Annotated in this window: 13 protein-coding genes; 7 read left to right on the top strand and 6 right to left on the bottom strand. The window is 54.7% G+C overall.

The genetic code is table 11. The features are described from left to right. Nucleotides 1-78: 78 nt before the first annotated feature. Both VGM48_RS02460 and VGM48_RS02455 read left to right on the top strand, forming a co-directional pair. On the top strand, nt 79-1836 hold the full coding sequence (locus VGM48_RS02460) for a GMC family oxidoreductase (protein ID WP_331576124.1): 1758 nt from the start codon (nt 79-81) through the stop codon (nt 1834-1836). A gap of 29 nt (nt 1837-1865) precedes the next feature. Continuing rightward, nucleotides 1866-2540 carry a gluconate 2-dehydrogenase subunit 3 family protein gene (locus VGM48_RS02455; RefSeq protein WP_331576123.1) on the top strand — a complete coding sequence of 225 codons (675 nt, stop codon included), beginning with the start codon at nt 1866-1868 and terminating at the stop codon, nt 2538-2540. A gap of 121 nt (nt 2541-2661) precedes the next feature. On the opposite strand, the gene VGM48_RS02450 is transcribed toward VGM48_RS02455, so the two are convergent. Further along, nucleotides 2662-2916, bottom strand: a complete 255-nt coding sequence (locus tag VGM48_RS02450) for a hypothetical protein (protein WP_188928772.1) — start codon at nt 2914-2916, stop codon at nt 2662-2664. A gap of 400 nt (nt 2917-3316) precedes the next feature. Then, nucleotides 3317-5371, bottom strand: coding sequence for a gliding motility-associated C-terminal domain-containing protein (locus tag VGM48_RS02445; protein WP_331576122.1), 2055 nt, complete (start codon nt 5369-5371; stop codon nt 3317-3319). 324 nt (nt 5372-5695) lie between these two features. On the opposite strand from VGM48_RS02445, the gene VGM48_RS02440 reads away from it, so the two are divergent. From VGM48_RS02440 to VGM48_RS02430, 3 genes are all read left to right on the top strand, one after another. Further along, nucleotides 5696-7912 (top strand): sodium-translocating pyrophosphatase, encoded by a 2217-nt coding sequence (locus VGM48_RS02440; protein ID WP_331576121.1) that lies wholly within the window; start codon nt 5696-5698, stop codon nt 7910-7912. 224 nt (nt 7913-8136) lie between these two features. Next, entirely contained in the window at nt 8137-8517 is a 381-nt protein-coding gene (locus VGM48_RS02435) for a BlaI/MecI/CopY family transcriptional regulator (RefSeq protein ID WP_331576120.1), read from the top strand. Nucleotides 8518-8519: 2 nt separating this feature from the next. Then, nucleotides 8520-10301, top strand: a complete 1782-nt coding sequence (locus VGM48_RS02430; RefSeq protein ID WP_331576119.1) for a M56 family metallopeptidase — start codon at nt 8520-8522, stop codon at nt 10299-10301. Here VGM48_RS02430 and VGM48_RS02425 read toward each other — a convergent pair. Then, complete coding sequence (locus VGM48_RS02425) at nt 10282-10899, bottom strand: WbqC family protein (protein WP_331576118.1); 618 nt, start codon at nt 10897-10899, stop codon at nt 10282-10284. The two genes, VGM48_RS02430 and VGM48_RS02425, sit on opposite strands and share 20 nt — an antisense overlap. Before the next feature lie 420 nt (nt 10900-11319). Here VGM48_RS02425 and VGM48_RS02420 point away from each other — a divergent pair, with 420 nt between their 5' ends. Then, nucleotides 11320-13743 carry an ABC transporter permease gene (locus tag VGM48_RS02420; protein WP_331576117.1) on the top strand — a complete coding sequence of 808 codons (2424 nt, stop codon included), beginning with the start codon at nt 11320-11322 and terminating at the stop codon, nt 13741-13743. 56 nt (nt 13744-13799) lie between these two features. On the opposite strand, the gene VGM48_RS02415 is transcribed toward VGM48_RS02420, so the two are convergent. Genes VGM48_RS02415 through VGM48_RS02405 form a run of 3 tightly spaced genes read right to left on the bottom strand, consistent with a single transcriptional unit; the run spans nt 13800 to nt 19487 of the window. Beyond that, nucleotides 13800-16967, bottom strand: coding sequence for an efflux RND transporter permease subunit (locus VGM48_RS02415; protein ID WP_331576116.1), 3168 nt, complete (start codon nt 16965-16967; stop codon nt 13800-13802). Nucleotides 16968-17001: 34 nt separating this feature from the next. Beyond that, the gene (locus VGM48_RS02410; RefSeq protein WP_331576115.1) at nt 17002-18138 is read right to left on the bottom strand and encodes an efflux RND transporter periplasmic adaptor subunit; all 1137 of its coding nucleotides are present in this window, start codon (nt 18136-18138) and stop codon (nt 17002-17004) included. A gap of 26 nt (nt 18139-18164) precedes the next feature. Then, nucleotides 18165-19487 carry a TolC family protein gene (locus VGM48_RS02405; protein WP_331576114.1) on the bottom strand — a complete coding sequence of 441 codons (1323 nt, stop codon included), beginning with the start codon at nt 19485-19487 and terminating at the stop codon, nt 18165-18167. A 276-nt stretch (nt 19488-19763) separates the two neighbouring features. On the opposite strand from VGM48_RS02405, the gene VGM48_RS02400 reads away from it, so the two are divergent. Next, nucleotides 19764-20699, top strand: a complete 936-nt coding sequence (locus VGM48_RS02400) for an NAD-dependent epimerase/dehydratase family protein (RefSeq protein WP_331576113.1) — start codon at nt 19764-19766, stop codon at nt 20697-20699. Nucleotides 20700-20762: the final 63 nt, after the last annotated feature.

The following is a 20762-nucleotide window of genomic DNA, read 5'->3' as shown; positions in this document are numbered from 1 at the left end:
CTAAAATATTTTTTGTTTGCTGTTTTGCTAAACCGTTAAATTTACCCTTTAACTTCACTTCAACCACCCAAGAAAAAGATGGGAGACCTCCAGATCAAAAAACAACCCAAGAAATACGATGCCGTAATCGTAGGCTCGGGTGCCGGCGGCGGTATGGCTGCCTATGTGCTTGCCAATGCAGGACTCAAAGTATGTCTGCTCGAAGCAGGTCCGATGTTCGATCCAAAGACCGACAGTAATCAATTGAAGAATCCCTGGGAATCTCCGCGTCGCGGCGCGAGTACCAAATTCAGGCCCTTTGGCGACTTTGACGGTTGCTACTGGGGTTGGGAAGTGGAAGGCGAACCCTATACCCAAACGGGTAAGCCCGGAACCATCCCCTGGGAATGGTGGCGCGCCCGGATGCTTGGCGGTCGTACCAACCACTGGGGACGCATCTCCCTCCGGTTCGGACCAAAGGATTTTAAACGGCGCAGCATCGATGGCCTGGGCGACGACTGGCCCATCGGCTACGAGGATGTCAAGCCCTATTATGATAAGATCGATAAGCTGCTCGGCGTGTTCGGCACGAACGAAGGTTTGGAAAATGACCCCGACGGTTTTTTCCTTCCTCCGCCAAAGCCACGGCTGCATGAACTGATGATCAAGAAAGCAGCAGGGAGTGTCGGCGTACCCGTCATCCCCTCCCGGCTTTCGATCCTGACCAAAGTAACGCCGGATCTCGGCCCGGGAAGAAACCAGTGTTTCTTCTGTGCCCAATGCGGCCGCAGTTGCAAAGTGTACGGTGACTTCTCCTCCTCCTCCGCGCTGGTGATCCCCGCCCTGAAGACCGGCAATGTCGATCTTGTCACCAATGCCATGGCCCGCGAAGTACTGACCGACAAGGAAGGCCTCGCTACCGGCGTATCCTATATTAATAAAGAAGATATGCAGGAATACCAGGTCAGCGGCAGAACCGTGATCCTGGCGGCCAGCGCCTGCGAAAGCGCGAGGCTGTTGCTCAACTCGAAATCAACCCGCCATCCCAACGGCCTGGCCAACGGCAGCAATATCGTCGGCAAATATCTGCATGACTCTACCGGCGCAGATATGGGCGGGGTCATCCCCGAGCTGTTCGACCGCAAACGATACAATGAGGACGGAGTCGGGGGAATGCATGTTTATGCTCCCTGGTGGCTCGACAACAAGAAACTGGATTTCCCGCGTGGTTATCATATCGAGTTCGGTGGCGGCTTCGGCATGCCCCTCTATGGTTTTTCCTGGGGGATCGAGAAGCTGAACGGAGCATTCAAAGTGAAAGGAAAGGTGAAGGAAGCCGGTGGTTACGGCGCTTCGCTAAAGGAGGACTATCGCTATTTCTTCGGATCGCATGTAGGGATGGCCGGCCGCGGTGAAGCCGTCGCCCGCATCGAGAACTACTGCGAGATCGATCCCCAGATGGTCGACAAATACGGGATCCCCGTCCTCCGGTTCAATACCAGCCATTCCGAATACGAGATCAACCAGGCCAAGCACATGAAACAAACCTTTGGCCAGATATTGGATGCCATGGGTGCGGTTCAGGTATGGGGTCATGATGACGGCCCGCATAACAATTGGGGCTTGCATGCACCCGGAAATATCATCCACGAAGCCGGCAGCGTCCGGATGGGTAACGATCCCAAAACGGCGCCGCTGAATAAATGGCAACAGGCACATGAATGCAAGAACCTGTTCTGCATGGATGGCGGTCCCTTTGTTTCCCAGGCCGACAAGAACATCACGTGGACCATCCTGGCGCTCTCGCTGCGCGCCAGCGAACACCTCGTCGACGAAATGAAAAAGCAAAATATCTAATCCGGCCTCAAGGCCAAAACGGATAAGTCATGGACAGAAGAAAATCTATAAAGGCGCTGATCGTCGGGACCGTATCCACCGGGGTGCTGGTCGAAGCCTGCAATACCGAAGAGAAGAAGGCGCCCGAACAAACACCCGCCGACAAAAATGGTCCCGCCACCACTATCAACCGGATGAAGGAAGAGATGGAACACGAGAAGGATGTGCTTGCGAAAACCTTCTTCACACCCGATGAGCTGGCGACCATTACGATCCTCGGCGATATCATCATCCCGAAAGACGAGGTAAGCGGCAGCGCATCCGATGCCGGCGTGCCCGCATTTGTCGAATACATCGTAAAGGAAAAGCCCGAACATCAGACTCCGATGCGCGGCGGTTTGCGCTGGCTCGACCTGCAATGTCTCAACCGATATGGAAAGGCATTCAAGGACTGTGAGCACCCTCAGCAGATGGAGATGGTCGATGCCATCGCCTTTCCCAAAAAAGCAAAACCGGAAATGGCCCAGGGAGTGTCGTTCTTCAACCTGATGCGCAATCTTACCGCGACGGGGTTCTATACTTCGGAGATGGGGGTGAAGGATGTCGGTTATATAGGGAACGTTCCCAATCAATGGAATGGCGTGCCGGAAGATGTACTTAAACAACATGGCCTGGCCTATACGGAAAAAGAACTGCGTGAATGCTATGATCCGACAAAAGGATAAAAATAAAAGAGGCCTCGCGGCCTCTTTTTCCCGGCCGGGCGAAGCCCTTGCCGGACATAAGATAAAAAGGCCGTCTACTTTTTGATGCAGACGGCCTTTTTTATGACATAGCAAGCAACGATTAGTTGAATATCGGCTTGAAATAATATCCCTCTTCGCTGAGGACAAAACTGTTGGGAACGAAACTCAAAAGGGACTTCTTTACCATATCCGTGGCTTCCTGCTGATAGTGAGCACCCACTTCGGGGGTTTTCATAGCGAACTGCCAGCTTTGGATCTTTAGAAGGGCGATACGACTTTCCTGGAGAAGATAATTTTCAAAACGACGGAATTCCTCAGCCAGGTAATTCTGATTGTTCTGTATGTACGGGGTCATAGGGATTGCCTCAGTTTTTTTAGAGAATATTGGATTTGTTGGTCGCGGACACAGGCCCGCTTCCCATTTTTAAACGTGTACGAAGCCCGTTTAATTGTGCGATTTTCCCGCTTTATTCCTTCCACAGGAATTTTTTTCCCAACCCGGGAAGATCAAAGCTTTGCGGCAAAATACACCCCTTTTGTTATCAATAGGTTAGGATTTGGCACCTGATTCGTATCATAGTAGTCAGACAGCTCTTTCAGAATATCGGTTCAATCAAAATATTACCTTCCAACGTGTTGACGGCCATCAATAGTTAAAGGTTTTAGGTTTTTATTCTTAGTTTTTTTCAGGCTTACAGGTTCTTCTACAAAAATTAAAATGGCCCCCACCGTAACAACGTGGGGGCCATTTTCTTTTATCGTATCAACAGCGCTGTCCCTTTCTGAAAAATATGTTTTCCCGTATCGCGGTCCACATAATCGAGCATCCACACATAAGTCCCCGTGGGTTCCGCATGACCGTTCAGGGTTCCATCCCATTTCTGCGTCCACTCATGCGACTCGAAAACCATTTGACCAAACCGGTTAAAGACCTTAAAGCTCAGGTTATCGGCCTTATAGGCATTCAGGGGATAGAGAAAATCATTCAGCCCATCACCATTTGGGGTGAAGGCATTCGGAACGGCGATATAGCAACTGCGCAAAACATCGATCTGCTGTGCGGCCGTATCATAACAGCCGAGCGTATTACCCACGACAAGGGTAACGGTATACTTCGTTTCAATGCCGGTCAGCGGGTAAAGATGTTCGGGTGGGGTCTCGCCGCTAAAGGTGGCGCCGTCGCCAAAATCCCAGTTCCAGGAATCCAGTGTCCCGGTGCTTTTATTGAGATAGGCGGCGTAGTCCTTCGGACAAAGGATGTCGGGGACCTCCAGTCCGGCGTCGATGGCATTACCCAGGATGGGCGAGAGATTCGCGGTATCCGTGCAGTAGCCGTTGGATACAACGAGCCGGACGTTCTTTGTATCAAAGACGGGATAGAGACGTGTGGGCGGGTCCTGCAAAAGACTGGTATCGGCGCCGTCAAAGATCCATTGCCATTGGTTGACACCGTTGACAGATGGGTAGTGATAGACAATAGTGTCCGTCTTACACCCCAGCAGGACCTGATCGGTGAGCAGATCCGCCGAGACCGTGTCGCCGGTGGTGAAGGGCAGGCTGCCCGCAGGGCTTGTGAAGCCGCACTCGTCAACAAGTGTATTGCCGTCGCTGCCCGGTGCCAGGTAGATGCGGTAGTTGCCGGCATTCAGCAGCGGCGCGGAAAGCTTTACCAGGACCCGATAGCTCAGATTGGCGGTGTCGCACTCGCCATAAGCGCCGACTACCGTCACCAGTGTGCTCCCCAGCACGGTAAAGTCAGAGCCATCGCCGGCGATGGTCGAGCAATTGATCTTCTTCGGAAACACCAGTTGCAGCACATCGGGAGCGCAACCGACGGGGACGATGCTGTCCAGCGGCGTCGGTCCGGGGGGAACCATATGAAAGGAGACCGACTGGCCGACAGGGATCGGCGTGCCGCAGATGTCGAGGATCGAATTTCCATCCGTTCCCTGATTCACCACGACCGAGTAGTCGCCCGCGGGCAGCGGCCCGTTCGTGACGACGACCAGGGTATCCAGCTCGAAGCCGCTGCAGTTGACCGCATAAGCCCCCTCGATCCTTATGCCGGCCGGGGACGGCGACAACGTGAAATCGCTGCCGTCCGCGGCAAGGGTGCTGCACTGCATATTTTTGTTCAGGGCGATCCGGATGCGCGTTCCATCGCAGATGGGGCTCGCCGATTTGATCGCGGGCGGCGTCGAATCGGTGATACTGGCCGTGCCGCCATTGAAGGACAACTGATAGCCGCTCTGATCTCCGCCGCTAAAGTGACTCACAAGGAGCAGGTAGTTATGACCTTTGATCAGGGTTGGCAACTTACTGAATTTCGGTGGCCCCGTAGCGGGGATGCTTGTCGATGCACATTCGAACATGGCGGTTGCCGTCGCCGAAGTGCCGGTGATTCCCGTGATGCCCGACCAATTGGAAGCCACTACCATGGTCGCGTCCGTGAACACGGCATTAAGGGACCGGCCGGTGACGTCATAGAGTTGCCAGTCATAGTCGTCCTGGGAATCATTGGGGCTGATCAGGAAGCCCAGGGTGCCCGATTCGAAGCAGGTGAATTTGTACCAAAAAGGATTCAGTGCCGAATAGGAAATTCGATTACTGACAACGCAGGTAGGTGACGGCACAATTCCGTTTCCGCATACCGGCACGCTCTTCTGACTAAAAACGGAGGTCCCGCAAACCGGGAAAGCAGTAGCCGGGTTCTGGCCGTCGACCGTGCAGCCTTGCGCATCCGCTTCCTGAACAGCAGCCAGCATACCCCCGATAAGCAAAACAATAATAAGCAGTTTGTCTGTGCGCATGGTCCCCCGGCGTTATTCAGCAAGACGAGGCGTTTGTCCGTTGGGTTGTCTGCGCTCGCCAGCTTTTGCTTCCACTTCAATTAAAATAAGTCCATCAAAGATATATAATACAATGGAAATTAGTTTATTATATAGCTGACAAAACCCGGGACCCCGAATTCCACCAGGGGAGAAAACCGGAATAAAAAATCCTTCCAACGGAAGTGAAAGGATTTTTCATTATACATAATATTTGACATTTTCCCCCTATTTTTGCCGTCCCTTAAGCCATCCGCAATAAGTAAACGATTGCCGGGATGAAAATGCTGTTTAAGGACTAAACTTATGGACAAATTGATTTACGCAGTTCCCGTGCTGGGCGCCGTTGGTCTTCTTTACACTTTTATAAAGTTTGCCTGGGTTTCAAAGCAGGATCCCGGTAATGCCCGGATGCAGGAGATCAGTACCCACATCGCAGAAGGCGCCATGGCCTTTCTAAAAGCAGAATGGAAGATCCTCTCCTACTTCGTTATTATCGCTGCCATTTTATTGGCCGTAATGGGCGTGTCCAATCCCAATTCGCACTGGGCCATTGCCGTTGCTTTTGTTATCGGCGCCGTCCTTAGCGCCACTGCCGGTTATATCGGCATGCGCAGCGCCACAAAGGCTAATGTTCGCACCGCACAAGCTGCACGCACAAGCCTCAGCCAGGCGCTGAAGGTGTCCTTCAACGGCGGTTCCGCGATGGGTTTTGGCGTCGCCGGTCTGGCAGTCATGGGGCTCGGCGGTCTCTTCATTATATTAAAAGCCATCTTCGCCCCGGAGGCCGGGGTCAACTCCGAGGAAATGAGACGCACCATCGAGGTGCTCACCGGTTTCTCCCTCGGCGCTGAGTCCATCGCGCTTTTCGCGCGTGTCGGCGGCGGTATCTATACAAAGGCAGCCGATGTCGGAGCCGATCTCGTCGGGAAGGTAGAAGCCGGCATCCCCGAGGATGATCCCCGCAATCCCGCGACGATTGCCGACAATGTCGGTGATAATGTGGGCGACGTAGCCGGGATGGGCGCCGACCTGTTCGGCAGCTATGTCGCTACCGTTCTCGCCACGATGGTACTGGGTCAGGAAACGGTGGCCGCCGACAATTTCGGCGGGATGTCCCCGATCCTTCTGCCCATGCTCATCGCCGGGACTGGTATCATCTTCAGCATGATCGGAACGCTCTTCGTCCGCATCAGCAATTCGGCCGAGGTCAATACGCGTACCGTCCAGAAAGCCCTCAACATGGGTAACTGGGGTTCGATCATCCTGACGGCCCTCGCCTGTATCGGACTCGTCAATTATCTCCTGCCCGAGACTATGACCCTCCGTGGCACCGAGTTCACCAAATGGGGTGTGCTGGGAGCCATCGGCGTCGGTCTCGTAGTCGGTACGCTGATGAGCATCATCACCGAATATTATACGGCCATGGGTAAGCCCCCCGTGCTGAGCATCATCCGCCAATCGGGTACCGGTCACGCCACAAACGTCATCGGCGGTTTGGCCGTCGGAATGCAATCCACCTTCCTGCCGACTCTCGTGCTGGCGGGCGGGATCTGGGGCTCCTTTGCCTGTGCCGGTCTCTACGGCGTGGCCATCGCCGCCGCCGGGATGATGGCTACTACCGCCATGCAACTGGCCATCGACGCCTTCGGACCCATTGCCGACAACGCCGGCGGCATCGCCGAAATGAGCGAACTCCCCAAGGACGTCCGCGAAAAGACTGACGTGCTCGACGCCGTGGGGAACACGACGGCTGCCACCGGTAAAGGCTTTGCCATCGCTTCCGCGGCACTTACCGCCCTCGCCCTCTTCGCTGCATTTGTCGGCGTAGCCGGCATCGAAGGGATCGATATCTATAAGGCAAAGGTCCTGGCCAGCCTCTTCGTAGGCGGCATGATCCCCTTTATCTTCTCTTCACTGGCGATCCAGGCCGTTGGAGAAGCAGCCATGGCGATGGTCGAAGAAGTAAGACGTCAGTTCCGGACAATCCCCGGTATCATGGAAGGAACGGGTAAACCCGAATATGATAAATGTGTTGCGATCTCCACACAGGCTTCGATCAAGAAAATGATCCTGCCCGGCGCGATCGCCATCCTCTTCCCGCTGATCATCGGCTTCCTGCTGGGCCCCGAAGCACTTGGCGGCTTCCTGGCCGGCGCTACCGTCTGCGGCGTACTGATGGGCATCTTCCAGAACAACGCCGGCGGCGCCTGGGACAATGCCAAGAAATCATTTGAGAAAGGGGTGGAGATCAACGGCGAGATCCACTATAAGAAATCCGATCCCCACAAGGCTTCCGTCACAGGCGATACGGTAGGCGATCCGTTCAAGGATACCTCCGGTCCCTCGATGAACATTTTGATCAAACTGATGTCCATCGTTTCTCTGGTCATCGCTCCCACTCTTGCCACTCTCTTCCATACCCGGGATACCGGCGCGAGCCACCGGGCCACGAAGACGGAGAAGCAGGCCGTGGTCAGAGTTGCGGCGCCAAAAGTCCAGTCTGCAGCAACATGGCATTAACAAAAAAAAATTAAAGATTTCTTATTAAATCCCGATCCAGGGATTATCTTTACAACTCGACACTAATCAGATCCAAATACCAAAGTCCCGGTGTTTCCACATCGGGGCTTTTTTTTGTGCCATGCGTCGGGGGAAACATACGCATGCGCAAAAAAGGTCTAATCAGCCATTTTAACCTTACATTTACGAAATATATCGTAAATTGAATTCCAAATCTCCAACACATGTCGACGAAGACAATAAAACCAACGGAAAGTGAGCTCGAGATCCTGCAGGTTCTTTGGGAACGGGACAAAGCGAGCGTAAGGGAAGTGCATGAAATACTACTCAAGACCAAGGAAGCAGGTTATACCACGACGCTCAAGCTGATGCAGATCATGTATGAAAAAGGACTGGTCAGCCGGGATGACACCTTCAAGACCCATATCTACAAGCCATCGGTCAGCAAGGAAAAGACCCAGCAGCATCTTCTGGGCAAGATGATCAATAGTCTCTTCGGGGGCTCCTCCACCGAACTGGTGCTCCAGGCACTCGGCAATCACAAGGCCTCGGCCGCCGAATTGGAAGAGATCCAACAGCTGTTGAATAATTTGAAAAAACAATAGGCATGCATCTTTTGACCCAATCCGCTTTACTGCAGGCGCTGGGCTGGACATTGGTGAATAGTCTTTGGCAAATGGGGTTGCTCTGGCTCGCCTACCTTCTGGTAGTGAACATCTTCCACCAGTCGCCTTCGCGTTTCCGCCATGGCCTCGCCTTAAGCCTGCTGGCCTTTGGCGCATTGGGATCGGTGCTCACGTTTACGGGCGCCTATTTTTTTGATGATGCGGGATGGGGATTCGGGCGCTCCGCCGGCTGGGAAGTCCTCAACACCGGCGCCTGGGGAACCGGCAACCGGCTGATCACACTGATCCTCCCCTGGTGCTCCTCGCTCTATCTCCTCGTATTGGGTGTGCTGCTCCTCCGCTATTCCCATCAATATCTTTATACCCGCCGGCTTGCCCGCAAAGGACTTTCGAAGATCCCGGCGGAGCTGCGGATCTTTGTCGAGTCGACCAGCCGGCGGATGGGCATTCGCCCCATGGTAAGCGCCTGGCGCTCTACCCTGGTGGACGTCCCGCTGACCCTCGGATCGCTAAAACCCGTGATCCTTCTGCCCGCGGCAATGCTCACCAATCTTAGCCCGGAGCAGGTGGAAGCGATAGTGATCCACGAACTGGCCCATATCCGGCGAAAGGATTACCTGCTCAATCTGGGCGTGACGGTCATCGGCCTGCTCTTTTTCTTCAACCCATTTTGCCGGATGCTGATCCGGCAGTTGCAACGCGAACGGGAACATTGCTGCGATGACGAAGTACTCCAATTCCGCTATGATCCCCATGCCTATGTCTCCGCCCTCCTTTCTCTCGCGCGGCAGCACCGGCAGAGCCGCCTGGCCCTGGCAGCTACCGGCGAAGGCGATGACCAGCTGTTGCTCCATCGGGCAAGAAAGATCCTCCAGCAAAAACGGACCGATCACCGCCCCGGCGTCCGGCCCTTTATCTTCTTATTCCTGACCGCCGCTATCGCCATTCTCAGTCTGTCGTCCCCGCCGGCTGGAAAGCACCCGAAACCGACAGCGGCCCGGACCCCCCAAGCCGCCGCTCCGCTCATCGGGGAAATGGTCTTTATCCCGATTATCAATACGGGTGCGCCCGAACATACCCGGCCCGCCCGGACGGAACCGGCTTCGCAAAAAGAAATAGCCGGGGCGCTCTATCGGAGCCACCGGAAAACACCGGCCACCGGCACCGACGGCCCACCCCCCGCCGATAACCCGGCCCTGACGGAAGTCCGGATGCTGGGCTCGGTAGCCGGCATCAATACCCGGTCGGGGCCTGACGCCGGATCAGGCGATCGGTCCGCCGGCATCGAAGACAGACCCCTGGTTACCGATCTGCTGACCCAACCTGCCGCCCTTACGGTCACCATCAAACCGGCCCCGCCCCGGGATAACTCCCTCGGTACAGCCGACGACGATGATGACGCCCCCGAACAGGCCCCCGATATCCCGCCGATGGAAAACCTGGTCTTCGTGCCCAATTCAAGCTTTTCCTTCCAAAATATCGATACCCTCCGCCCGGAAGATAAACTCGCGTGGGTAGAAGAAGCCACCGAGAGAGAGATAAGAACCCAGGTGGTCAGACTGCAAAAGGAACTCGCGGTCCAGCTCGAGCTCCTCCGCCGGCAGGAAGCCCGGACCCGGGTGCAGGCTAATACCACGCAGGTGGAGCTAAAAAAATTGCTAAACCAGCAGATAATCATCCAGCGGGATTATCTCCACAAGATGGATCAACTCCACCTCCGGCTTAAAAAAGCCACCCGCCGGCTTACGACTGTATATATCTGATCCCATTCTTCCCTTCGCAAAAGACCAGGTCGAGGATCGATAATCCCGGCAAAAAACCCGTGCGCTCTTCAAAGACCTGATGATATCGGGGCGTTCCGGCACCCCATTTTTCGCGGTCCTTTGGCATCAGCATCCCCCGCTGATCGACCCCCTCCGCCGGGGTATATTCCACTTTATACGACGGCGTCCGGCTGAGACTCCGGGTCATCCCAAGCACCCGGAACGACCACTCCAGACAGTCCCAGTTCCAATCCAAAAGATAGTTGGCCGGCTTCCGGTACAGCTGTTCCAACTCATCGCGATAATACGCGAACCAGGGCGAACGGTTATAACAGGAAACGATCGTCTTCCAATGCTGCGCTTGCCAGGGCAAGGAACCTGCAATTCTGACATCCCGTATAAGGGCCTTTTGATCCCTTCCATTGACCAGCGGGATGCTGAGGTTAATGACCCCTTCCGCACCAGCGATCTGGCAGCGATTGCGAAAACTCATTTTTTGCCAGGTTTCACATTGCTCTATAGTGATATGTGAAAAGTTATACGAATTTTTGTAGAAGATAACAGATGGAAAGTATTGTATGTCAGTTATTAAGTTCATTTATTCAATCTAATTAAAACAATTTTGTTCTATTTTAGCGATTTGCGCCATTTAATGCAAAAAGCAGCCATCTTATTCTATATATAAATTGCAAATAAACAACTATAATTAATTAAAATACAATTAGTTAATTGGTTTGTAAAATTACTACCCTATTTAGTAGGCTATTTTTGGCCATTTTTCGGTGTTCCACGGCCGGAAACCCAAACCTTTTGGCAAACGAAAATCCTACCTCAATAAAAATACGAAAACAAAAAGGAATGGATCGACCCGCCGAACCCTACCCCAGGCAACCTCTTCCCTACCCTCCCGGCGAGACCGGTCGCCAGTATAGCAGCCGTCATTCTGTCAGCAATAAAAATCCGGCATCTCCTGAAACCGGGATCGCATTAGGAACGTCCAAGGCAGAAACCAATCCGCATGTTCAACAAGTCCTTCACAGTCGCCGCCCGAAATCTCTGGCGGAATAAAGCCATTTCACTCATCCATGTTTTGGGTCTTGCCATCGGCATCGCCACCTGTTTACTGATCCTGCTCTTTATCCGGCATGAATGGAGTTATGACCGTTACAACGTCAAGGCCGACCGGATCGTCCGGGTGATCTTCGGCGGGCATATGAACGGTCATGAGATAAAAGAGGCGAACGTGATGCCGCCCGTCGCGGCGACGATGAAGAAGGATTTTCCGGAAGTCCTGGAAGCGACCCGGCTGCAATCCGTCGGTATCCACCGGATCAGCTATGGGACCAGGAGCTTCCGGGAAGATGCGCTGGCTTTCGTCGACTCCAACTTCTTCCGGGTCTTTACCCTCCCCCTCATAAAGGGCGATCCGAACACGGCGCTGGTGCAACCCTATACCATCGTGATCACCCGGGCGGTGGCGCAGAAATATTTCGGCAACGAGAACCCCATCGGTAAGGTGCTGGATTTTACGGATGACCACCATGCCCTCACCGTGACGGGAGTCATCGACGGAGTTCCCGGGAACTCGCATTTCCATTTCGATTGTTTTGCATCCATGTCCAGCCTCCCCGAGGCAACGTCAACCAGCTGGATGAGCTCCAACTTTTTTACTTACCTGCTGCTCCCCGAAGGCTATAACATAAAGACCCTGCAGGCAAAGCTTCCGGGGATGGTGGAGAAATATATCGGTCCTCAGCTGCAAAAAGGAATGGGCGTCACCCTCGCCCAGTTTCGCGCCAATGGCAACGAGATCGGGTTTTCGCTTCAACGCCTGGTCGATATTCACCTGCGTTCCGACTTTACCAATGATATTTCAGCGCCGGGGGATATCCGGTATGTCTATATCCTCGGGGCGGTAGCGGTCTTTATGCTGCTGATTGCCTGTATCAATTTTATGAACCTGAGCACGGCGGGCGCCACGAAGCGGGCCAAAGAGGTGGGCATTCGTAAAGTCCTGGGTTCGATGCGCGGGCAGCTGGTCAGCCAGTTTCTGGTCGAGTCCCTGTTGCTGACGACCGCGGCGATGGTCATTGCCCTGGGACTCGTATGGCTTAGTCTTCCCGCCTTCAGCCGGCTGGCCGGACAAGATCTGGCCCTGGGCTGGGATGCCCTCCCCTGGTTGCTGCCGGTGCTGCTGGCGTTTACGATCGGGACCGGATTGCTGGCCGGGGCCTATCCCGCCTTCTTTCTTTCCGCCTTCCGGCCGGTCGCGGTGCTAAAGGGCCTATTCAAGTCCGGCCGGGGAAGCTCGGGTCTGCGCAGCAGCCTGGTCGTCTTCCAGTTTTTTATCTCGATCAGCCTGATCATCGGTACAGCCATCGTCTACCGGCAGCTTTCCTATATCCAGCATAAGAAATTGGGGTATGACCGCGACCAGGTGCTGATCGTGCAGGATACCTGGGCACTGGGAGACGCCCAGACCTGGTTCCGGCAACAACTGGCGCAGGATCCCCGGGTCGTCAGCGTCACGGCTTCGGGCTATCTGCCGGCCGGTCCCTCCTACGGCAACAACTTCCTCGTCTATGCCGATAATCACAGTGATAAATTCGCCAATACCCTGCGTTACCAGGTGGACGACCGGTATATTCCGACCATGGGGATGGAAATGAAATGGGGCCGCAACTTCTCCCGGGACTTCGGGGCCGACAGCGCAGCGATGGTCATCAACGAGACGGCCGCCCGCAATTTCGGCTGGGACGACAAAGCCGTCGGCCATACGATCACCGAACCTAACACCGATCGCCCGGCGACCGTCTATCATGTCATCGGCGTCGTAAAGGACTTCCATTTCCGCAGCCTGCGGGAAATGATCACCCCGCTGGTGATGACCCTTGGCGGGAATGACAACAGCTCGCTGATCATCCGGACAAAGACAAAAGATGTCGCCGGTCTCATCGCCACCCTGCAAAAGCGGTGGGCGGACCAAAAGGCCCGGATGCCCTTTTCCTTTAGCTTTTTGGATGAACGATTTCAGGATACCTACAAGGCCGAACAGAATATCGCGCACATCCTCGGCATCTTCGCCGGGCTGACCATTTTCGTGGCCTGTCTCGGGCTCTTTGGCCTGGCCACCTTTACCGCCGAACAGCGGACAAAAGAGATCGGCATCCGAAAGGTCCTCGGCGCCAATACCGCCAGCGTGGTCGCCCTCCTGTCAAAGGATTTCCTCCGGCTGGTGGGCCTGGCCTTCGGGATTGCCGCTCCCCTGGCATGGTGGGGGATGAACAAATGGCTGCAGGACTTCGCCTACCGCATTACCATCGGGTGGTGGGTGTTTTTCCTGGCCGGAATGCTGGCCATGCTGATCACGCTGGTGACGGTAAGCTTCCGGGCCATCCGGGCAGCAAATGCCAACCCGATCAACAGTCTGCGCTCCGAATAAAACAAATAAGCCCACCCCGCAAGGGTGAGCTTATGCTGTTAGTCATAGCCGATCGCTTACTCTGCCAGCTTGTATTCTTGATTCCTAAGATCTTCCAATTTCTTCTTTCCATAGGTGAGCCGGGTGATCACCACGAACAACACCGGCACGATAAAGATTGCCAGCGAGGTAGCGGCAAACATCCCACCCAATACCGTCCAGCCGATGGTATTTCTCGCCACCGAGGAAGCCCCGGAGGCCACCGCCAGGGGTAGTACCCCGAGCAGGAAGGCGATGGAGGTCATGAGGATCGGGCGAAGCCGTAGCCGCACCGCGTCCAGGGTTGCCGGGACGACACCCATGCCGCGATCGACGCGTTCTTTGGCAAACTCCACGATCAGGATGGCGTTCTTTGCGGACAACCCGATCAGGGTGATCAAACCGATCTGTGCATAGACGTTATTGGTCAGCGCGGTTTTAAAGGTCAGGGTCAGGATGGCTCCAAATACCCCAATGGGAACCGCCAGCAGAACCGAGAAGGGCACCGCCCAGCTCTCGTACAAGGCCGCCAGGAAGAGAAACACAAAGACGATGGATAGCGCGAAAATATAGGCCGCGCTGTTCCCCGACTTGATCTCCTGCAGGCTCAGACCCGACCAGTCATAGCCATAGCCTTCCGGCAGCGTCTTGGCCGCCACCCGTTGCAGGGCCTCGATGGCCTGACCGCTGCTAAAGCCGGGCTTGGCGCCCCCGTCGACCTCGGCGCTGCGATAGATATTGAAGTGCGAGATCAGCGGCGCGCTTTCCGTCGAGTGGAAACTGATGATGGTGCTCAGCGGGATCATCTGCCCCGTATTGTTCTTCACATAATATTTGTCGAAGCTTCTGATATCGGTGCGGAAATTGGTATCCGCCTGCGCCACGACATAGAAGTTACGGCCATAGATGGTCAACTGGTTGATATAAGTGCTGCCCATATACATCTGCATCGTGTTATAGACATCGGCCAGGTTGAGCCCCAGCTTTTTGGCTTTGTCGCGATCGACATCCACCTGGTAGCCCGGCGTGTGCGCGCCGAAGAAGGTGAAGGCGCTGCCGATCTCCGGCTGCTTATTCGCCTCGGCGACGAATTGGTTCACGACTCGCTCGAAGGTCTTGATGTCATCGTTCGACTGTCGTTGCTCGATCTGGATACTGAAACCGCCGGCATTACCCAGGCCGGGGATCGCCGGGGGCGGGATAACGACGATCCGGGCTTCCTTTATCTTCGAGAAGCGCTTCTGCATTTCGGCGATGATGCCATACAGCTGCTCGCTTTTCTTCTCCCGCTGATCCCAGGGTTTGAACTGGACGAAAATACTACCCGCATTGGATTTGGAACCAAAGGTCAGGATGTTCAATCCACCCAGGGCCGCGGTGTGCAGAACGCCGGGAACGGTTTGCGCCATATGCTGAATGCTGTCCAGGACCGCGATCGCCCGCGTGGTGGAACCGGCCTCGGGGATCTCAAAGGAGATATAGACGCGACCATCGTCCTCGGTGGGGATAAAGCCCGTCGGCTTGTTCTTGAACAGGAAATAGTCGCCCACACAGATACAGGCGAGCAGCACGATCACCAATGGAGCACGTTTGATCCAGCCTTTTACCCCGAGGGTGTAGCGAAGGCTGAAGCGGTCGAACCATTGGTTGAACTTGAAAAATACCTTATCGAGCCCTTTGGCCTCCTTACCGACATGATGCTCTTTCAGCAGCAGCATACAGAGGGCAGGCGTCAGCGAGAGGGCCACAAAAGCCGAGATCAGCACCGAGATCGCGATGGTGATGGCAAACTGCTGGTACAGCCGGCCGACGATCCCGGGGATAAAACCAACCGGCACGAACACCGCCGCAAGGATCAGCGCGATGGCGATAACCGGACCGGAGATATCCGCGATAGCCCGGGCGGTAGCCTCTTTTGGCGAAAGATGTTCCGTATCGATATAGTGTTGTACCGCTTCCACCACCACGATGGCGTCATCCACCACGATCCCGATGGCGAGCACGAAGCCGAACATCGTCAGGGTGTTGATCGTAAAGCCGAGCGGAATGAAAAAGATAAAGGTACCGATGATCGCCACCGGGATAGCCAGGACCGGGATCAGCGTGGACCGCCAGTTCTGCAGGAAGATGAACACGACCAACGTCACCAGTCCCAACGCGATCAGCAAGGTGTGCACTACATCATCGATAGACACTTTTACAACCGACACCGATTCGAAGGGGACTGTATATTCCACATCCGCCGGAAAATATTTTTTTGCGTCCACGAGGGCTTTGTACACCCCTTCGGCCGTAGCAAGCGCATTGCTGCCCGGCGCCTGGTACACGAGGAGATAGGAAGCCCGGTTCCCATCCACAAAGGAGTTGGCGGTGTAGCTCACCTTGCCCAGTTGGACCCGGGCAATATCTTTCAGGTAGACGATGGAGTTGTCTTTGGGATTGCTCCGGATAACGATGTCGCCGAACTGCTGTTCGGTGGTCAGCCGGCTATTGGTAAAGACGGTAAACTCAAAAGCGGAGGAGGAGTTCTGCGGCGGTGCGCCGACCGAACCCGCGGCAACCTGAAGGTTCTGCTCGTTGATGGCGTTCTGGACATCATTCACCGTCAGTCCCAGCTGCGCCAGTTTATCGGTCTTCAGCCAGACCCGCATACTGAAGTTATCGGCACGGCTGAACACATCCCCTACCCCCGGCGACCGCAGCAGTACGTCCCGCAAATAGATATTGGCATAGTTATCCATGAAAGGAACGCTATGAGTGTGTTTGGGCGAATAGATCGCCACCAGCATCAGAATCGCCGGGTTACGTTTCAGGGTGGTGATCCCCAGCCGCTGTACCTGTTGCGGCAAGGTGGGGGTCGCGATGCCCACGCGGTTTTGGATATCGAGGGCAACGATATTGGGGTCGGCGCCGATATTGAGGGTCGCGGTGATCTGGGAGTTCCCGTTGTTGGCGCTGTTACTTTGCATATAAGCGATCCCGGGGACCCCATTGACCTGGGTCTCGATCGCGGTGGTCGTCGTCTGTTCGACCGTCTGAGCATCGGCGCCGGTGAAGTTACTGGTGATCTGTACCGTTGGCGGCGTGATATCGGGATATTGGCTGACCGGCATGTTCAGGATGGCCAGGGTTCCCACCAGCAGGATCACCAGCGAGATCACTATGGCCGTTACCGACCTCCTGAGAAATACGTTTGAAGACTTCATTCCGAGTTATTTTTGAGTTGGTTCCATTCGCTATCTATTTTCCGGCGCTGCCTGCGGGCGCTTTTGGCGCGCCTACGGCAACCGCACTGCTGTCGCGGAGTTTCTGTACTCCATTGATGACCACCTGGTCACCGGCTTTCAGCCCGTTTCTGATGACGATCTTATCCGTGATCTTGGTTCCCAGCGTGACCTTGCGCTGCAGAGCATGCCCGTTCTCCACCACGAATACGAAATATTCACCCAGGGTTTCGACGACCGCCTTGTAAGGGATCAGCAGGCTACTGTCGCCGGCATCGTGTTTTACCCGGATATTGGTCGTCAGCCCGGCCTTCAGCTCATTCTTCGGATTGGCGAACGTGATCCTTGCCTTCAGGGTTCCCGTAGTGGGATCGACCGACCTGTCTAATAAATAAAGTGACCCCGGATAGGCATAGATCGACCCATCGGGCAATACTGCGGTAAAGATCGAATCCTTTGGCTTCGAGCCCTGACCGAAATAATGCGTGAATTTGGGGATCTCCGCCTGATCGATGGCAATGTCGACGGCCATCGGGTCATCGGTGCTCACCGAGTTGAGCAGCGTCTGCGGATAGACCGATGTACCGACCTTCACCTGCGAAATACCGATGGTCCCGTTGAAAGGAGCATTGATCACGGAGTATTTCAGGTTGGTCTCGACGCTGGCGACATTGGCCTGTGCGGCGTCCACCTGGCGCTTGGACGATTCCAGATCGGCACGCTGATGATCCAGCACCTGTTTGGCGATGGCGTCCTGCTTGGCCAGATCCTCGTAACGATCGGCATCCTGCTGCGACTTGGCCAGATTGGCCTTGGCGACGTTCAGGTTGGCGACGGCAGCCTCGACGGCGGCCTTATATTGTTGCTGATCGATCTCGTATAGTTTCTGCCCGCGCTTCACTTCCTGCCCATCCTTGAAATAGATGCCGATGATATTGCCGGCGACCTGCGGCTTGATATCCACCTGGTTCAGCGGGGTGGCCGTCCCGGGGTAGGATTCAAAATACGTGGCATTGCCCGGCGCCACGGTATAGACATCCACCGTAGCCGGTGGAGGCGCCTGCGGCCCCGTGGGCTTGCTGTCACCGCAGGATGCAAGGCCCAGCGAAAGGACGACCGACATAAAACCAATCCATTGTAAGCTATTTCTCATATAAATAGGTGATTTATCCTGTATAATTAATAAGTTATGATGCCCAACGCTTTTTGTACATCCAGCTTGCTGCTCAACACCAGGTAGAGGGCATTGCTGTAGTTTACCTGCGCCGTTCGCAGGTCGGTTTCGGCGGTGATCAGTTCGAGATAGGCCTTCACACCCGAACGGTATTGCAGCTCGATGGTGTTGAAGACATCCCGCGCCAGATCGAGGTTCTCGCGCAGCACATGATAGTTGTTCAAATTGCTTTTATAGATGGCCATCGCCTCGGTATATTGCGTGCTGATCGCGGTTTGCAGGTTGATCATGTCCCAGTCGATCCGGGTAAGCTGCAGTTCCGCGATCCGGATATTCTGCTGCCGCTTCGTCCCCTGGAAGATGGGGAAGGCTACCTGCAATCCGGCGTAAGAATTGGGGAAATTGTCCTTATATAACGGACCGAACCTGCTGTTCAGATAGTTCAGATTATACCCCGCACCCGCCGTCACCGTGGGGAAATAGGCCCATTTCTGGTATTTTACATCAGCCTGTTGCAGTCGTTTCTGAGTCATCAATTGCTGATACTCGATGCGTTTGGAATAGTCCATCGGCGTCAGCGTATCGATATAGACCTCGGATTCCATCTGGGCGCTGTCATAGACGAGATGCAGCGAGTCGGGCGCGGTATAACCCATCAGTTGCTTCAGGGCCGCATACTTGGCCTTGAGTGCCTCCTCGTCGGTCTTTTTCTCGGCCATGCTATTATTGAGCGAGATCGTGGCGCGTTTGTAGTCGGTCTTATCGACGAGCCCGCCGCGATATTGATTATAGGCATCCTTGTAGTTGCGCTCCAGCCGGACGATGTCATCGGCAAGGACATCGATCTGCTTCTCGGTGAGCAGGACATCATAAAAGGCCTTGCTGACATTCACCGTCACATCGATCTTGTCGCTCACCGTCGTCTGCCGGACACTGTTCATGACGTCACCCTTCGTCCTCGCCGCCAACAACACGTCCCGCGTGAAAAGATTTTGCGTTAGCGCGAAACCCACCGTCGAGGTGTTGTACGTGCCGCTTCTTACGGTCTGCCCCGCAAAAGCCACCGCGGGCAGCTGAAAATTATTCTGATAGTTTGCGTTGAGATCGACCTGCGGATACCAGTCTGCCAGCTTGCTCTTGATCTGCCGGTCGGTGATCTGTTCATCCAACAGGGCCTGCTGGACCAGCGGGTAATGTTTAAGGGCAAATTGTACGCAAGCCTGCAAGGTCGCGTCGGACAAGGTATCCGGAGCTCTCTTAACACCTGTTTGAGCGTTCGCGAAAAGAACAAGAAAACTAAATCCACTGCTGATGAGTATTCGCTTCATATAATATGAATGGTAAGGTGATCGCGATGGCAAAATTCGTTAGTTTTCACCGGATGCTCCCGGCCGTTGATGGAAATACCCCTATTTATACAATAGAAAAGCAGTTCTGCATCTGTTAATTGCGGGCCCAAAGTTAAACAAACGTTTGAATTAAACAAACGTTTAATCAAATCTTAACCTCATATCTATGTAAACATCTATATAACAATATTTTGTGCAAAAAGCCCGTTTAAAAAAACCTATACCGGGTTATCTTTATACAAAAATTCGTTATCCATGTCGATCCATACCATCCTTGGCGCAGGTGGCGCTATCGCCGATATCCTGACAACCGAACTTACCACCCGCGGCATTCCCGTTCGGCTTGTATCCCGCCGCCCCATCGAAAGACCCGGCGCCACAAGCGTCGCAGCCGACATTACCCAACCCGACCAGGCACTGCAGGCCATCAGCGGTTCGTCCGTAGTCTATTGTTGCATCGGGCTCAAGTACGACTATTCTCTCTGGCGGCAACAGTGGCCAATGATCATGGACAACCAGATAGAAGCCTGTAAGGCCGCCGGAGCAAAGCTCATCTTCTTCGATAATGTTTATATGTACGGTAAGGTCGATGGGCCGATGACCGAGGATACCCCCTATGATCCTTCCAGCCGCAAGGGCGACCTGCGGGCCCGGATCGCCACCCGGCTGATGAGCGAGGTGCGCAAGGGCAATCTCACGGCCACCATCGCCCGCGCGGCCGATTTTTATGGTCCGGGCACCGGCAGGACAAGCGTACCCGATATACTCGTCTTTCAAAGATTGTTGAAGGGTCAGGCGGCGCAATGGATGGCGAACGCCGGAGTTGCCCACTCCTTTACCTATACGCCGGATGCAGCGAAAGCACTGGCGTTGCTGGCACTGGACGACAACTCCTGGAACCAGGTCTGGCATCTGCCGACGGCCGCACCCGCCCTTACGGGAGCGGAATTTATTAAAAGGGTAGCCACAGAGCTGGGTAAGGATAACCGTTACAAGATCTTGCCGGGGTGGATGGTCCGGCTGGGTGGGGTTTTTGACGTAACGACAAAAGAACTGTACGAGATGCTGTATCAATATCAGTTCGACTACCTGTTCGATTCGTCGAAGTTTGAAAAAGCCTATGGTTTCCACCCTACCTCCTATGAAGAAGGGATAAAAGCCACGGCCCGCGCGCATCTCAGCCAAAGATAAAGGTTCCCGGGAACGTTTCCGTAACTAATTTTTTACCGGAGGCGGCAATAGGTTAATTTGGAC

Source organism: Puia sp., from assembly GCF_036500295.1.
GTDB lineage: Bacteria > Bacteroidota > Bacteroidia > Chitinophagales > Chitinophagaceae > Puia.
This window is presented reverse-complemented; position numbering and strand designations above follow the sequence as displayed.

Coding starts and splice junctions, on each gene's coding strand:
- VGM48_RS02460 (WP_331576124.1), top strand. CDS start 79: ATGGGAGACCTCCAGATCAAAAAACAACCCAAGAAATACGATGCCGTA.
- VGM48_RS02455 (WP_331576123.1), top strand. CDS start 1,866: ATGGACAGAAGAAAATCTATAAAGGCGCTGATCGTCGGGACCGTATCC.
- VGM48_RS02450 (WP_188928772.1), bottom strand. CDS start 2,916: ATGACCCCGTACATACAGAACAATCAGAATTACCTGGCTGAGGAATTC.
- VGM48_RS02445 (WP_331576122.1), bottom strand. CDS start 5,371: ATGCGCACAGACAAACTGCTTATTATTGTTTTGCTTATCGGGGGTATG.
- VGM48_RS02440 (WP_331576121.1), top strand. CDS start 5,696: ATGGACAAATTGATTTACGCAGTTCCCGTGCTGGGCGCCGTTGGTCTT.
- VGM48_RS02435 (WP_331576120.1), top strand. CDS start 8,137: ATGTCGACGAAGACAATAAAACCAACGGAAAGTGAGCTCGAGATCCTG.
- VGM48_RS02430 (WP_331576119.1), top strand. CDS start 8,520: ATGCATCTTTTGACCCAATCCGCTTTACTGCAGGCGCTGGGCTGGACA.
- VGM48_RS02425 (WP_331576118.1), bottom strand. CDS start 10,899: ATGAACTTAATAACTGACATACAATACTTTCCATCTGTTATCTTCTAC.
- VGM48_RS02420 (WP_331576117.1), top strand. CDS start 11,320: ATGTTCAACAAGTCCTTCACAGTCGCCGCCCGAAATCTCTGGCGGAAT.
- VGM48_RS02415 (WP_331576116.1), bottom strand. CDS start 16,967: ATGAAGTCTTCAAACGTATTTCTCAGGAGGTCGGTAACGGCCATAGTG.
- VGM48_RS02410 (WP_331576115.1), bottom strand. CDS start 18,138: ATGAGAAATAGCTTACAATGGATTGGTTTTATGTCGGTCGTCCTTTCG.
- VGM48_RS02405 (WP_331576114.1), bottom strand. CDS start 19,487: ATGAAGCGAATACTCATCAGCAGTGGATTTAGTTTTCTTGTTCTTTTC.
- VGM48_RS02400 (WP_331576113.1), top strand. CDS start 19,764: ATGTCGATCCATACCATCCTTGGCGCAGGTGGCGCTATCGCCGATATC.